Annotated in this window: 13 protein-coding genes; 6 read left to right on the top strand and 7 right to left on the bottom strand. The window is 72.6% G+C overall.

Going from position 1 to position 13,885, the window contains the following annotated elements:
* The first annotated feature begins 152 nt into the window (after positions 1-152).
* Positions 153-1,307 carry a galactosyldiacylglycerol synthase gene (locus P2424_RS17875; protein ID WP_276476743.1) on the top strand — a complete coding sequence of 385 codons (1,155 nt, stop codon included), beginning with the start codon at positions 153-155 and terminating at the stop codon, positions 1,305-1,307.
* A gap of 340 nt (positions 1,308-1,647) precedes the next feature.
* Positions 1,648-2,232: a transglycosylase SLT domain-containing protein gene (locus P2424_RS17870; protein ID WP_276476010.1), complete on the top strand. Its 585-nt coding sequence runs from the start codon at positions 1,648-1,650 to the stop codon at positions 2,230-2,232.
* Between the two features lie 296 nt (positions 2,233-2,528).
* Here the strand turns inward: P2424_RS17870 and P2424_RS17865 are convergent, their stop codons facing one another.
* The 3 genes from P2424_RS17865 to P2424_RS17855 all read right to left on the bottom strand — a co-directional run bounded on the left by P2424_RS17865 (position 2,529) and on the right by P2424_RS17855 (position 4,979).
* Positions 2,529-3,014, bottom strand: coding sequence for a hypothetical protein (locus tag P2424_RS17865; protein ID WP_276476742.1), 486 nt, complete (start codon positions 3,012-3,014; stop codon positions 2,529-2,531).
* A 415-nt stretch (positions 3,015-3,429) separates the two neighbouring features.
* Positions 3,430-4,023 (bottom strand): hypothetical protein, encoded by a 594-nt coding sequence (locus tag P2424_RS17860; RefSeq protein WP_276476741.1) that lies wholly within the window; start codon positions 4,021-4,023, stop codon positions 3,430-3,432.
* 500 nt (positions 4,024-4,523) lie between these two features.
* Positions 4,524-4,979, bottom strand: coding sequence for a MarR family transcriptional regulator (locus P2424_RS17855; RefSeq protein WP_276476740.1), 456 nt, complete (start codon positions 4,977-4,979; stop codon positions 4,524-4,526).
* A gap of 183 nt (positions 4,980-5,162) precedes the next feature.
* Here P2424_RS17855 and P2424_RS17850 point away from each other — a divergent pair, with 183 nt between their 5' ends.
* The 4 genes from P2424_RS17850 to P2424_RS17835 all read left to right on the top strand — a co-directional run bounded on the left by P2424_RS17850 (position 5,163) and on the right by P2424_RS17835 (position 9,619).
* Positions 5,163-6,614, top strand: coding sequence for an MFS transporter (locus tag P2424_RS17850; protein WP_276476739.1), 1,452 nt, complete (start codon positions 5,163-5,165; stop codon positions 6,612-6,614).
* A gap of 157 nt (positions 6,615-6,771) precedes the next feature.
* Positions 6,772-7,431, top strand: coding sequence for a class I SAM-dependent methyltransferase (locus P2424_RS17845; protein ID WP_276476738.1), 660 nt, complete (start codon positions 6,772-6,774; stop codon positions 7,429-7,431).
* Between the two features lie 299 nt (positions 7,432-7,730).
* Positions 7,731-8,423, top strand: a complete 693-nt coding sequence (locus P2424_RS17840; RefSeq protein WP_276476737.1) for a TetR/AcrR family transcriptional regulator — start codon at positions 7,731-7,733, stop codon at positions 8,421-8,423.
* A gap of 44 nt (positions 8,424-8,467) precedes the next feature.
* Complete coding sequence (locus P2424_RS17835) at positions 8,468-9,619, top strand: NAD(P)/FAD-dependent oxidoreductase (protein ID WP_276476736.1); 1,152 nt, start codon at positions 8,468-8,470, stop codon at positions 9,617-9,619.
* A 101-nt stretch (positions 9,620-9,720) separates the two neighbouring features.
* Here the strand turns inward: P2424_RS17835 and P2424_RS17830 are convergent, their stop codons facing one another.
* The 4 genes from P2424_RS17830 to P2424_RS17815 form a co-directional block, all read right to left on the bottom strand.
* Positions 9,721-10,479: a trypsin-like serine protease gene (locus P2424_RS17830; RefSeq protein ID WP_276476735.1), complete on the bottom strand. Its 759-nt coding sequence runs from the start codon at positions 10,477-10,479 to the stop codon at positions 9,721-9,723.
* A 284-nt stretch (positions 10,480-10,763) separates the two neighbouring features.
* The gene (locus P2424_RS17825; RefSeq protein ID WP_276476734.1) at positions 10,764-11,426 is read right to left on the bottom strand and encodes a DUF4360 domain-containing protein; all 663 of its coding nucleotides are present in this window, start codon (positions 11,424-11,426) and stop codon (positions 10,764-10,766) included.
* Between the two features lie 219 nt (positions 11,427-11,645).
* Positions 11,646-12,635 (bottom strand): AraC family transcriptional regulator, encoded by a 990-nt coding sequence (locus P2424_RS17820; protein WP_276476733.1) that lies wholly within the window; start codon positions 12,633-12,635, stop codon positions 11,646-11,648.
* A gap of 261 nt (positions 12,636-12,896) precedes the next feature.
* Complete coding sequence (locus P2424_RS17815) at positions 12,897-13,706, bottom strand: alpha/beta hydrolase (RefSeq protein ID WP_276476732.1); 810 nt, start codon at positions 13,704-13,706, stop codon at positions 12,897-12,899.
* Positions 13,707-13,885: the final 179 nt, after the last annotated feature.

The following is a 13,885-nucleotide window of genomic DNA, read 5'->3' as shown; positions in this document are numbered from 1 at the left end:
CGCCGCCGCCGTCGAGCGGACAGCACACTGGTCTACGGATGTGCCGAGGGTCTACGGACGTGTCCAGCCGCCCGCAGAGCCCCGGCGCGCTGTCCCGGCCGAACCCGTCCGGGGCCGCGCCGGTCCGCGCCCGCCGACGACCCTGGAGCCCCATGCCGCACCGCTTCCTGCTGCTGAGTGCCAGCATGGGCGCGGGCCACGACGCGGTCGCGCACGAACTGGCGCACCGGCTGCGGGCCCGCGGTCACCCGGCTGTCGTACATGACATCCTCGGCTTGCTTCCGGCGGGCAGCGGCCGGGCGCTGCGGACCGGCTACCGGGGCACCGTTCGGCACGCGCCGAAGCTCTACGGCGCCGTGTACGCGAGCTTCCTCGCCACGGCCGCCGCGCCCGGACCGCGCCCCAGCAGCGCACCGCTGGCAGCACTCGCCGAGCGCCCGCTCCTGAGGGCCGTCGCGGAGTGGCGTCCCGATGTCGTCGTGCCCACCTTCCATCTGAGCGCACAGGTGACCGGGCGGTTGCGGGCCCGGGGAGCGCTGGAGGTGCCCGCCGCGGTCGTCGTGGTCGACTTCGCCGTCCACCGCGGCTGGCTGCACCCGGGGAACGATCTCCACCTGTGCGTCACCGAGGCCGCCGCCGCACAGGTGCGTTCCGCCCTCGGAGGCCCCGCGCGGAGCACGGGACCGGTGGTGCCCGCACAGTTCTTCCGGCCCCAGGACGGCGACGGCCGCTGGCGGGCTCTGCTGGACCGGCACGTGGCAGCGGCGGCGCAGCACACCCGCCCGCTCTCCACCGAGCGGCCCGCCGTACTGATGTCCACGGGCGCCTGGGGTGTCGGCGCCAGACTGATGGAGACGGCGCGGCAACTCGCGGACCACGGCTGTGTTCCGGTACTGCTGTGCGGGAACGACACCCGGCTGCGGCACCGCGCGACCCGCCACCCCGGCCTGCTGCCGCTCGGCTGGGTGACCGACCTGCCGGGCCTGATGGCGGCGACCCATGTGCTGCTCGACAACGCCGCCGGCCAGACCGCAGCCCAGGGGCTCGCGGCGGGACTGCCCGTCATCAGTCACCGTCCGCTGCCAGGTCACGCCGAGGCGGGGGTGCGGGCCATGGCGCAGGCCGGGCTCTCCCGATACGTCGCCGGTGCGGACGAACCGGCGCGCAGCGCGCATGAGCTGGCATTCCCCGGCCCGGCCCGCGCTCGGCCGGCCGCGGCGGCCCGTGCCGTCTTCCACGGCGATCCGGTCGACGAACTCCTGCGGCTGGCCCGACGAGCGGACACGGCGGGCTCCCGGGCCGGGTGATGTGCCGCTCCTGGCGGCTTCCCGGGTTGTGGCGGTGGGTGTGGGGGTGGTTGCCGGGTGTGGTGGTGAGGGGGTCTGGTGGGGGTGGGGGTTGTGAGGCCGCCCATAGGGTCCACGTCACCTACGACCCACCCTCGTATGTCCGAAATGCCGGTATCGGGGTGGGTGAGGGGGTCACGGCCCCGGATCGGCACGGAGGACGAATACGGGTCGTAGGTCACCTGTTTGCCCGGGTGGGGGGTGCCTCCCGCACGGTGGGCCCCACGCCGCAACCAGACCACCGGCACCCCCACGCCGGAACGCGGCGCCACGTCCCCCCGCGAAAGGTCCCCCGCCCCTCATGCGCACCACTCTCACCGCCCTGAGTACCGTCCGCCCCACCCGCCGCCTGGCCGTCAGCGGCCTGACCGCCCTGGGCGCGGCCGGAATCGCCGCCACCGCCCTGACCGGCACCGCCCACGCCGCCCAGCCCCAGACCCAGACGGCCGGCCCCGCCACCCACCAGGCCGCCGCCACCGCCCAGCACCTGACCGCCCAGGCCGACCACGCCGCCAAGAACACCAAGAGCACCGAGAACGGCAAGGATGGCGGCAAGGGCGAGTACGCCGACAACCTCGACGGCTGGATCCGCGAGGCCCGCGCCATCATGGCCAAGCACGACATCCCCGGCAGCTACGACGGCATCAAGCGCAACATCATCCGCGAATCCGCCGGCGACCCCCACGCCGTCAACGACTGGGACGTCAACGCCAAGAAGGGCACCCCCTCCAAGGGACTCCTCCAGGTCATCCAGCCCACCTTCGACCAGTACCACGTCAAGGGCACCCCCGACGACCTCACCGACCCCGTCGCCAACATCGTCGCCGCCTGCAACTACGCCGCCGACCGCTACGGCACCATGGACAACGTCGACTCCGCCTACTGACACACCCACCCGACAACACACAGCACGCCACGGAGCGGACAGGAAGAACACACCCCCCACCCGTCCCCTCGCATCCTGAAGCGCCCGACCCGGCTCTCCGGCCGGGCGGGGCGGGGCGGGAGTCCGGCCGTACGGGTCGGGCTCCGCTGCGGGGCTTGCGCCCGGCTGGAGAACTCCCCGCCTGCAAGGCGTGAGTTCACGGGTCCCTGCCACCCCATGGGTGCGGTGTCGGGCGGAGGAGCCCGCTCGGACGGTCAGTTGGACGCCCTCTCCAAGCCCGGCCCCTCGAGGCCGGGTCAAGTCGACGTGTGGATCGCCAGCTTGAACTGTGCGTGCACCAGATCCCGGGACCTGGAGTCGTCGTGCGCGACGCGGATGGCCAGCGGGACGTCCGGGTGCACGAAGAGCTCATGGTGTTTGGTGAAGCACTGCATTCCGGGGGAGGGGCGCCGATGGTCCGTCGCCGTGGTGTCCACCGGGTCGTCGGTGAGGCCGAGCGGGTCGCGTACGACCTGGTCGCGCAGCTCGCTGTAGTCGCCGGGCTCCCACTGGATCATGGCGGTGACGACGCCCCACCCGTCGACGGCGGGCCAGATCAGTCCGGACCGGTCGTCGGCGCGCCAGTCGGAGACGTCGTAGCCGTCCGGTTGCCGTACCTGGTGCATGCCCTCGGCGTCGTAGGACTCGCCTCCGCCGAACGGGAAGCGCACCACGTGGTAGGCGCCGTCGGAAGCGACTCTCTGGTTCTCGTTCATGATCAGCGAGCACACGGGTATGGGCATCGGCTCTTTCCCTTCTGGCTCCTGGGGCCCGCCGGCGGCCGAGTGCGGCCCCGGCGTCCAGGCAAGGATGCGCCGCCATCGTGCGCCCGGCGACGGTTTCACCGTGTCGCCGTCGAACCGTTGCAGACCGCCCGCGGCTCCCGATCCGGCCATGCTGAAGCCGCCCGGCCGGTGCGTTCCCGGCCGGAAGGGCTGCGGCAGGTGAATCCGGTCGACGTCCCGGTCCTGTCACCGTGGCGCAGGAGATGGTCCGGCAGTCGGCGCTCGGCCGCGGTGCGCCGGTGAGCAGGCCTGCGGCTGCCGGCCCGGCCGTGGTCGCCGCCGAGCGCCCCACCCGCGCGCGTCGCGTCCGTACAGCTCCGCGGAGGAAGCGCGCTGTCCTGCCGCTCCTCTCGCGCCGGCGGGGCCGGTTACGTCAGGAGTGCGCGGAATTCGTGTGCCGCCCGGGGCGGGTGCGGCGCCGGTGGTAATGCACGGTCACCGCAGCCAGCAGCGGCCCCCAGGCGACCATCGGCACGTAGCACAGGTCGAGCAGCCACTTGCCCCACGGGGTGATGTCCATCTGCGCGTGCGCGGTCGTCCAGAGGAGCAGCACGCCGTAGACGCCGCACGCCAAAGCGCCGAAGGTCGCGGGTCCGACCGCGGCCCACACGGGCACCGGCCGCCCGCCGAGAAGGGGCAACCACCGGGGCCACACCTCTCCCCAGGGTCGCACCAGCCCGAGTGTCAGCCAGGCGAGCCCTTCCTGCAGCAGCGACAGCAGCGGCAGTACCAGCAGGCCCCACCCCGGCACCATCATCGCGTCGTACTCGCTCTGGCCGAGTCCCAGCGGGACGCCCAGCACGGCGGCTACCCGCCACAGCCCGGACGGGAGCGAGACCCACACCACGGCGGCCGCGGTGCGGCGTGCCCACACCGGGACACCCGGCACCGTGGCCGGCGGGCCACCACCGAGCGTGTTCCGTACCCGCGCCGTACGGACAGCGGCCGGGGGATGTTCAGCGGACATCGTGCTCCTCCTGGATCCGGGCGCCCGGGTTCCGGGAAGGGTCCGGGTCGGCCCTGCCGATACTTCCGGTGTCCTGCCACCCGGAGTCCGGCCGTAGAACGAACTCCCGCCGGCCGTAGGGCCCTGCCGCCGGTCGGACCGTGGACGGACACCTCGGTACGGCCAGGGGCGGATACCGGTGCCGCACAGGTCTGGTGACGTGCGCTCGGGTCCGAGTGGAACCCCGTCCTCGGACAACCTGCAACCGGACGGGCGGGGCGACGTCGCCCCGCCGCGGTCCCGTGCCGGGCGCGGGAGCGCTCCGCCTGCGGCCCTGGCAGCAGGGCCCCGCCTTCCGGGTGGCTTCCGTGTCCCCGGAGCCGCCCGGTGGCTCTGCTTCTGCCCGGTCCGCGCCCACGGCAGCGCGTGGTCGCCGGTTGGGTCGGCCGGGGTGTGGCGCGCGGCGGGGTGCGGCGCCGCCCGGCGCCCCGGGCGGGCGGTGTGTCGTGCGTTCGGCCGTGTCAGGGCCGGGGCCAGGGGCGGCCGTCCAGACGTTCGATGTCGGTGTTGAAGCGTTTGAGGTAGGCGGCGAAAGCGGCGATGTCCTCGTCGTCCCAGTCGGCCATGATCCGCTCCAGGCTGCGCACAGTGCCTTCGCGCTCCTCGTCCAGTCGCTGCTCGCCCTCGGCCGTGGTGCGGAACTTGCGGGCCATGCCGCCGTCCGGATCGGGGATGCGTTCCAGGAGTCCGGCGCGCACGGCTGCGGCGGTCTGCCGGTTGAGGGTGGAGGCGTCGAGGCCGAAGGCGTCGCAGAGTTGGCCGATGGACATCGGCCCCTGCATCCGGATCCGGCTGAGCAGGATGTAGGCGCTGCGGTCGAGCGTGCTGTCCTTGCGCCGCCCCTTGGACTTGTGCAGGTGGAGATAGCGGCTGAGCAGCATCTGCTCGTACTCCACCTGGCGCGCGGCCTCGTCCATGTGCCTCCTTCGGGGGCCGCGCGCCGGGCGGCCGAGCGTGCCTCCAGTGGTCCTGTGTATCACGCAGGGTGTATGGCGCATGCGATATGGCCGATGCACATCATATGTATGATGCACATCCCTGTTCACGCGCCACCGCCCCCGCGCCGGTGGAACCCCGAACCCCCACAGAGGAGTCCCGTCATGGACGGTCCCCAGCCGACCTCCCGCACTGGCGGCGTCGTCGCCACGCTCGCGCTGGCCGGCACCGTTGCCGCGGTCATGCAGACCCTGGTGACCCCACTCATCGCCGAGCTGCCGCGGATCCTGCACACCACGCCCGGCGACGCGGCCTGGGTGATCACCGTCACGCTGCTGGTCGCTGGAGTGTGCGTGCCGGTCTCCGGCCGCCTCGGCGACCTCATAGGCAAGCGCCGGATGCTGCTGGTCTGCGCCGTTCCGCTCGTGGTGGGCTCGGTGGTGTGCGCCCTCTCCTCCTCCGTCGTCCCGATGATCGTCGGACGGGGACTGCAAGGCATGGGTATGGGCATGGTGCCGCTGGGGATCGCACTGCTGCGCGACGTGGTCCCGGCCGAGAAGCTCAGCGGCTCCATCGCCCTGGTCAGCGCCTCCATGGGGATCGGCGGCGCCATCGGGCTCCCGGTTGCCGCAGCGGTGGCGGAGTACGCCGACTGGCGGGCCCTGTTCTGGGGCTCGGCTGCACTCGCGCTGCTGATCGGGACGCTGATCTGGTTCCTCGTCCCGGACGTCCCGGCCGGTGCCGAGGGGCAGCGCTTCGACGCCCCCGGCGCACTCGGTCTCGCCGTCGGCCTGGTGTGCCTGCTGCTGGCGATCTCCAAGGGCGCGGACTGGGGCTGGAGTTCGGGCACCACGCTGGCCCTGTTCGCCGTCGCCGTAGCAGCCCTCGCCGCCTGGGGGGCCTGGGAGCTGCGCACCCACGATCCGCTTGTCGACCTGCGCACCACCGCCCGCCCCCCGGTGCTGCTCACCAACGTCGCCTCGGTCCTCGTCGGCGTCGGCATGTACGCCTTCATGCTGATCGCGCCCCAGCTTCTGCAGTTTCCCGAGATCACCGGGTACGGGCTGGGGCAGTCGATGCTGGCCACCGGACTGTGGATGGCACCAGGCGGCGTGATGATGATGATCGTCTCGCCACTCGGCGGGAAGCTGATCAACGCGCGCGGTCCGAAGCTCGCCCTCGTCTGCGGTGCCCTGGTGATCTCCGCGGGGTACGGGCTGTCCCTGGCGCTGATGGGCTCCGCATGGGGGCTGATGGTCGTCGGCATCGTGATCAACAGCGGGGTCGGCCTCGCCTACGGCGCCATGCCCGCCCTCATCATGAGTTCGGTGCCGCTCTCCGAGACGGCTGCCGCCAACGGGTTCAACACGCTCATGCGCTCGCTCGGCACCACCATCGGCTCGGCCGTCATCGGTGTCGTGCTGGCGCAGTCGACCATCACCCTGGGCGGGCACCGCCTCGCCTCGGAGACCGGATTCCGTACCGGGCTGCTGATCGGCTGCGGAGTCGCTCTCGTCGCCGCCGTGGTCGCCGCCGTCATCCCGGCGGTCCGGGGGGTCGGCGGTGCGGAGAAAGGAGGGCGGGCCCCGAAGGGCCAGGTACCGGCGGCTGCCTGAGCCGGAGACGCGTGCGCCCTCCCGTGCGGGGGCCCACCGCGGGGTGCTCACCCCCGGTTCCGTCGCCGGCTGTGGTTCCGCTGCGCTACCAGGTCCCGGCCCCGCCCTTTCGGGCGGACGGTACCCGGGCCCACGCGCCCGGTGATGGACTTGCCCCATGACGACCCTGCCGCACCGGATCCTCGGCGCACTGGACCGCTTCAACGCGGCACATCCCTGGGACCACAACGCGCATTACCACCGCTGGATCCTGCGCCGGCTTCCCCGGCGCTTCGACCGCGCCCTGGACGTCGGCTCCGGCAGCGGCGACCTGGCCAGGCTGCTGGCGACGCGGGCACGCGAGGTACACGCGGTCGACTCCGATCCGGTGCTCACCGCCCGGGCAGTGGCGGCGACCCCCGAGACGGCTCCGGTGACCTTCACGGTGGCGGACGCGCCCGAGGGGCTCCCCGCCGGCCCGTACGACGTCCTCACCTGCGTGGCGGTCCTGCACCATCTGCCGCTCGGCGAGGCACTCCGCGCATTCCGCCGCCGACTGGCGCCCGGGGGCACGCTGGTGGTCGTCGGCTGCGCCCGGGCGCGGAGCGTCGGCGACCACGCGCTCGGCACCGCCGCGGTTCCGCTGAACGCCGCCGTGGGCTGGTACCGCAACAGGGGGCGCACGGGGCAGCCCCCGCTCTCGATGACCGCCGTGACCCGCTCGCCGGAGCGGGACTTCGCCGAGATCGCCCGGGAGGCCCGCCGCACCCTTCCCGGCGCGCACCTGCGCCGTCGCCTCTTCTGGCGCTACACGCTCGTCTGGCGTGCGGAGGGGTGAGCGCCGGGTCGTGGGGGCGGCTCCCGTGCGCGGAGGAGCGTCGTGCCGGCGCCGCACAGGGGGCACCGACGTGCGCCTCGGCCCGGGTCGGGCGTCTGTCGGCGGGTCGCCGGAGCCGGTTCGGGGGCGGGTTCGCGCGGTACCCGGGCCGCCGGGCCGGTGGCCGTCCGATCCGCACGTCCCCGTGGCCGGAGCGACCGGCCACGGGGACCATCCCTTGCCGCGGCTGCGACCGGCGGCGGTACGAACGCGGTCGTGACGAACTTGTCCGTGACGAACATGTTCGTTATCCTCGGAGGGTGACCGCCCAGCATTCCGCCGCGCCCCGCAGCCGCCGGGAGCGGCCCGCCAAGCCCGCTCTGAGCAGAGAGGGCATCGTCGCCACCGCTGTCGCGTTGATGCGCGCCGAAGGTCTGCAGCGTGTGACGATGCGGCGGCTGGCGCGGGAGCTGGACACCGGACCCGCCTCGCTCTACGTCTATGTCCGCAACACCGCCGCACTGCACGCGGCCGTACTGGACGGGCTGCTGGGCGAGGTCGACCTCGATCCCGCCGTGCCCGGTGGCGACTGGCAGGAGAGCGCCGTGGCCGTTCTCGACTCCTACACACGCGTCCTCCTCGCGCATCCGCAACTGGCCCGCGCCGCCCTCGCCGTCCAGCCGTCCGGCCCGCACTACCTCGCCCTGCTGGAGACGCTGCTGAGGTTGCTCCACGAGGGCGGCGTCCCGGACGACCGGGCGGCCTGGGGGGTCGACGTCCTGCTGCAGACCGCCACCGCCACAGCGGCGGAGCACGCCACCGGGGACGAAGCCGGGAGAGCGGGGGCCGCAACACGGTCGCAGGCCGGAACCGCCCTGGCCGACACCCCGGCCGCCACACATCCGCGACTCGCCGCCGTCGGTGCGGATCTGTTCACCGGTACCCCCGAGGAGCGGCTCGGATGGGCCTTCCGTGTGCTGCTGAACGGCATTCGCCACACCCCCCGCGCCTGACTCCGGTCGCGGGCCCTGTTCTCACCATCCAGTGAGGTGACCTCATGCCCCTGCATCATCCTGTAGCCGTCATCGGCGCCGGTCTCGGCGGACTCGTGCTCGCCCGCGTCCTGCATGTGCACGGCATCGAGGCGGCCGTCTTCGATCTGGACGCCTCCCCGCACGCCCGCGCGCAGGGCGGCATGCTCGACATCCATGAGGAGAACGGCCAGTTCGCCCTGGAGGCGGCCGGCCTGACCGCCGAGTTCCGTCGCATCATCCACCCCGGCGGCCAGGAGATGCGCATCGTCGGCAAGGATGCCGCCCTTCGCATGGCCGAGGAGGACGACGGGACCGGCACCCGACCGGAGGTGGACCGCGGCCGGTTGCGGGACCTGCTGCTCGGCGCGCTGCCGGCGGGCACCGTCCGCTGGAACGCCAAGGCCGACACCGTCCGTGCGCTGGACGGCGGCCGCCACGAGGTGACGTTCGCCGACGGCGGCGTCGTCACGACGGACCTGCTGGTCGGCGCCGACGGTGCCTGGTCGCGGGTCCGCCGGCTGCTCTCGCCCGCCCGGCCCGCCTACACCGGCATCTCCTTCGTCGAACTCGACCTGCTCGACGCCGACCTCCGCCACCCCGCGGCCGCGGCGCTGGTGGGCGGGGGGATGTTCTTCGCGCCGGAGGACGGCCGGGGGTTCCTCGCCCACCGGGAGCCCGACGGCAGTCTGCATGTCTATGTCGCCGTGCGGGCCCGCGAATCCTGGCTCGACAGCATCGACTTCACCGACACGCAGGCCGCCAAGCAGTCGGTTCTGGAGCACTTCGCCGACTGGCACCCGAGCCTGCGCGCGCTGCTCGCCGAGGCCGACGGCCGCCTGGTCCCGCGCCGGATCCACGCCCTGCCCGTCGGCCACAGCTGGGACCGGGTGCCGGGCGTCACACTCCTGGGGGACGCCGCCCATCTGATGTCCCCGTTCGCCGGTGAGGGCGCCAACCTCGCAATGCTGGACGGTGCCGAACTCGCGCAGGCCCTCGCAGCCCACCCCGGCGACCGGGAGAAGGCCCTCACCGCCTACGAGGAGGTCCTCTTCCCGCGCAGCGCGGAGCGGGCCGCCGAGTCCGCAGCAGGGCTCGACCTGCTCTTCGGCCCGGACAGCCCCGGGGCTCTGGTCTCCATGATGGCCGCAGGTGCCCCCACGGCGGGCCACCCCTGACATTCGCCGGACGTCCCCGTCCCCGGGCGGCCGGGCGCCGAGGTTCCCCGTGTCAGGTCGCGCACGGGGAACCGGCGGCCACGACGGCCGGTCCGGGGCGCTCAGACGCCCGCGACGGACTGGATCCAGGAACGGTACCGCGTGACATTGGTGTAGGCGGTGCTCGACTGCCGGTCGCTGGTGGAGGCGACACCGACCTGCGTGCCGTTCGCCATCATCGGGCCGCCCGAATCGCCGCCCGCCGTGATGCCGTCACCGCGCCGGGCGCAGATCGCCGAACCGTAGTACGCGTCCCGGCAGCCGCCGGTCACCACGACGTTCGCGTACTTCAGATAGCGGGACTGGCAGTTGATCTCCTGTCCGCAGCGGGACGTGGCGCCCCATCCGTACACCTGCACAGACTGGCCGACCGACACCGAGCCCGGTTGGCCGAGCCGGGCGTAGGTCGCCTGGACGGACCGGTCGAGGCGGACCAGTGCCAGGTCGGCGGAGGGGTGGGTGGAGACCTGGATGCCGTTGGCGGTGATGCCGCCGCTCGTCTGGTCCAGGCTGCCGATCCGGAAGGACAACCGGCCGCCGCTGACGCAGTGCTTGGCGGTGAGGATCCAGGTGGGGGCGATGATCGTCGAGCTGCAGGTCTGTCTTCCGCCGGAGAACAACCGGGCGGCCCACGGCCCGCTTTGGGCGTATCCGCCGCCGATGATCGGCTGTGGGCCGCTGTCCCGGGTGCCGGCCGCGGACGCGCCAGGTGCGCTGGGCGGGCCGGTGGGGGAGTGGTCCTGAGCCGCCGCGGCGGTGCCGAGGCTGACAATGGCCAGCAGGGCGGCTATGAGTGTGGGGAGTATCCTGGTGATTCGCAAGGCTCCTCGTTTCCGAAGACGCGCGATGTCCCGCGCGTGGCGTCCAGGGAAGTACCGGCTTCAGGTTTCCGGAATTCGAGGAGTTCGGGTACTAACATTTTTCTGTTAGCGCGCTGCTATGGCCCACGCCGGGACAGTGCCGGGCCGGCCGTAGGGGTGGCCGCTGCCGCCCGGAACCCCCACCGCCCGGTGGGGATGGGCCGAGGTCCCGGACGCTCGCTCCGGCCCTGCCCGGCACCGGCTGTCCCGGGCCGGCCACGACCGTCAGCGGATGTCCGTGCGGCTCAGGAGGACGGGCACCGCTTCCAGGCGAAGTGGTAGGTCGTGTTGATGTCCCCGTCGGTGGAGTCCATCGTCATGAAGCTGGTCGTGGTCGGATCGGAGCTGCCGACATCGACCCGCACCTCGGTGTTGATGTTGAAGTTGCGCTGCTCACCGCAGGGCTTCCACACCACCTGACCCCAGTCGGTGGAGTCGGTGGCCTGCCAGTTGGCATCCTGCGGGCCGGTGAAGGGATGGCTGGTGGCCGCGGTGTCGGGGGAGCCCTGGAAGTAGTACGACGCCTTCTGCAGGCCGGTCGCGCCGGGCTGCAGATAGGCGTAGCCACGGTAGTCCGCGGAGACGATCGCGTAGGTGAACCCCTGCGGCACGTGCACGATCAGGTTCAGTTGGCAGTTCTTGCGGCGGTCGACGGGCTTCGAGTTCGGTCCCACCTCGGCCAGGTAGTCGCTGTAGGTGACGGTGAAAGCCGTGTTGTCCTCGGCGACCGCCACCTTGGCGGTTCCTTCGCGGCAGCCGGAACCGTTGACCGTGGCGACGTCGATGACGATCCGGTCGTCGGGCGGGTCGGCGATGGCCGCGGATGCGCCCTGGGCGGGCTGTGCGGAGAACGCGCCGGCGGATAACGCCGCCGCCACCGCTGCGGTTCTGAGGGATCTTCGCGACATGGGCATCCCTTGCGGCGTGTGCGGTTTCGGGGGACAGGAGGGAGCCGGGCCCCTGCGCTCCGGGTCGCTCCCTCCGACCCGTATGAAAGAGGGCGGCGTACACCTTGGACAGGCCCGTTTTCGGACGCAGTTTCCCCTACAGTGCTTTTGCGCCAGACGTGGGCGTGACGAGGCGCCGCATCCGAGCCCCGTCCCTCACCCGCGTACGGGCGCCGCCGCTCACCCGCGCAGGGTGAGGGACGGGGCGTGCCCGTAGCGGCGCCGGTACCAGTCCGCGAACCGGCCCAGGTTGGAGAAGCCCCAGCGGAAGGCGATCTCCGCGACGGTGACCGGGCCGTCGGAGTCCGCCGCGAGCAGGTCCTGATGGGCGCGCTCCAGGCGGATCTCGCGCAGGTGGGCCAGCGGCGTCCGGCCCACGTACCGTTGGAACGCCTCCTGCAGGGCGCGGGGGCTCAGCCTGGCCGCCACCGCCAGGTCCGACAGGGAGAGCGGTTGGTCGCTGCGCTCCTCCATGAGCTGGATCGCCCTGCGTACGGCCGGATGGGCGACGTTTCCGACGTGCCGCACCGGTTCCTCGGCGGGCAGCAGGCGATGGGTCGCCATCAGGGTCGCGGCAGCCGTCCGGGTGAGCTGTGCCGCGATGAGCGGGTTGGTGTGGGCCACACCGCCCGACATGACCTCCCGGTGTACCGCCGCCGATACCCCCGACCAACTCTCCGCCGCCGCAGCGGAGACCGGGCCGCCCAGCGCGAACCGGGCCCGGACCGGCTCCTCGCGGCCGAGCGCCTCGCCCGCCGCCCGGTCCACCGCCTCCCGGGAGAGCCGGAGCGTGGTCATCCGGGCCCCGGCACCCCAGAAGACCTTGAACCTCCGGTGCGGGTCGAGGATGTAGGTCTCCCCGGTGTCGACGAACTGCTCCTCGCGCCCCGGCGACTCCACGCGTACCCGGCCCCTGTGCACCTGGCAGATCAGCAGGTATGTCGTCAGCGGTTCGGGCGCCACAAGCGTCTCCGTGCCGTAGCTCAACGCGGAGAGGGTGACCCCGGGGAAGCCGCCCTCCGCGTACCACGCCGAGAAGTCCTGCGGCTTGTTGAGAACGCGCAGGTCGTAAGGGCTGTACGCGGTGCTGATCATCTCGCGTGTCTCGTCCAGATCATCACTGCGGACCAGCGTCCGCATCCGGCTGTCATCGGCAGCGGGCGCGTTCATCGGAGCTTCCTCACTCACCGTCGCGTTATCCGGCCAGGGGCCGCGTTCCGCGGCTAGCCTGCCTTTTCCACAGTGAGTAACGTTCTGCATCCCAGGAGTCAAATGCCGAATGATGCAGTGGAGTCCACACAGATCAGTATCGGCCAAGTCCTGGAGCCGTACCGCGTACGGGGTTCGGGGGACCCGGCGCAGTACGGCAGGGCCCCGAGCCGGTTCTCCGGCTCGGGGCCCTGCTGATGGTTCCGGCGTGATGCGAAGCTGTCAGTCCTGCCGCGCGTCCCGCGCCGCACCTGGCGCCGCGAGACGCCGGAGTATGGAGTGCAGCAACGCGTTGAACTCCGCGGGCTGCTCCACGTGCGGCATGTGGCCCGACTCCTCCATGATGTGCGCCTCGCCGCGCGGGGCGAGGTCCGCGAGCGTCTCGGACACCTCGGCCGGGATCTCGGCGTCGAGCCGCCCGTGGACGAAGAACGCGGGAACCTCCAACTCCCCGATCGTCTCCCGGGGATTGTGCCGCACCGCGTCCGAGAGGATCTCGTCGATGGAGTCCGAGGCGGCCAGGATCTGCCGTACCGTCCACTCCGGCAGTGCCGGGTCCGCCAGCGGGCCGTACCAGTCCACCACCCACTGCCGGACCGTCGCCGCCCGGTCCGTACGCAGCATCCTGCGCAGCTCGATGAGCAGTTCCGCCTTCCGCTCCGCGGGCCAGTATCCGGGGCCGTCGACAGCGACCACCCCGCGCACGGACGACGGGGACCGCCGGGCGGCCTCGAGCACGATCGCCGCTCCGGCCGAGACGCCCACCAGCACCGGACGGTCCAGCTCCAGCGCCTCCGCCAGCGCCAGGACGTCCCGCGCGTGACCCGCGATCGTGTCGCCGCCGCCCGGCCGTGCCGAACGCCCGCATCCGCGCCAGTCCGGTACGACGACCCGGTACGCGCCGGCGAACTCCTCGGCCTGCGCGCGCCACACCTGACCGTTCGTGCCCCAGCCGTGCAGCAGGATCAGCGGCTGCCCGGAGCCGTGATCCTCGTAGAACAACTCGATGCGGTCGACGGTCGTGTAGGGCACAGGTCCTCCTTGCGGCGCGGTACAGGGCGCGGAACGGAATACGTACGAGCAGGGCCCCGAGCCGGAGTGCTGCCGACTCGGGGCCTCGCTGCCCGGCGCTGAGCTCCCCCGAGCCCCCAGCCCCGTAACAGCCCAGGTCGTGGCCGTGTCTGCCCTGCGTGAGCCCTCGTCCCGCAAGA

Source organism: Streptomyces sp. WMMB303 (assembly GCF_029351045.1).
In the GTDB taxonomy this organism is placed as follows: Bacteria; Actinomycetota; Actinomycetes; order Streptomycetales; family Streptomycetaceae; genus Streptomyces.
The sequence above is the reverse complement of the archived record's forward strand: the minus strand, read 5'-3'. Positions and strand labels throughout refer to the sequence as shown.

What these genes read in the sequence shown, in the direction of transcription:
- P2424_RS17825 (WP_276476734.1), bottom strand. Translation starts at nt 11,426, where the DNA reads ATGTCGCGAAGATCCCTCAGAACCGCAGCGGTGGCGGCGGCGTTATCC.
- P2424_RS17835 (WP_276476736.1), top strand. Translation starts at nt 8,468, where the DNA reads ATGCCCCTGCATCATCCTGTAGCCGTCATCGGCGCCGGTCTCGGCGGA.
- P2424_RS17820 (WP_276476733.1), bottom strand. Translation starts at nt 12,635, where the DNA reads ATGAACGCGCCCGCTGCCGATGACAGCCGGATGCGGACGCTGGTCCGC.
- P2424_RS17860 (WP_276476741.1), bottom strand. Translation starts at nt 4,023, where the DNA reads ATGTCCGCTGAACATCCCCCGGCCGCTGTCCGTACGGCGCGGGTACGG.
- P2424_RS17865 (WP_276476742.1), bottom strand. Translation starts at nt 3,014, where the DNA reads ATGCCCATACCCGTGTGCTCGCTGATCATGAACGAGAACCAGAGAGTC.
- P2424_RS17845 (WP_276476738.1), top strand. Translation starts at nt 6,772, where the DNA reads ATGACGACCCTGCCGCACCGGATCCTCGGCGCACTGGACCGCTTCAAC.
- P2424_RS17875 (WP_276476743.1), top strand. Translation starts at nt 153, where the DNA reads ATGCCGCACCGCTTCCTGCTGCTGAGTGCCAGCATGGGCGCGGGCCAC.
- P2424_RS17850 (WP_276476739.1), top strand. Translation starts at nt 5,163, where the DNA reads ATGGACGGTCCCCAGCCGACCTCCCGCACTGGCGGCGTCGTCGCCACG.
- P2424_RS17855 (WP_276476740.1), bottom strand. Translation starts at nt 4,979, where the DNA reads ATGGACGAGGCCGCGCGCCAGGTGGAGTACGAGCAGATGCTGCTCAGC.
- P2424_RS17870 (WP_276476010.1), top strand. Translation starts at nt 1,648, where the DNA reads ATGCGCACCACTCTCACCGCCCTGAGTACCGTCCGCCCCACCCGCCGC.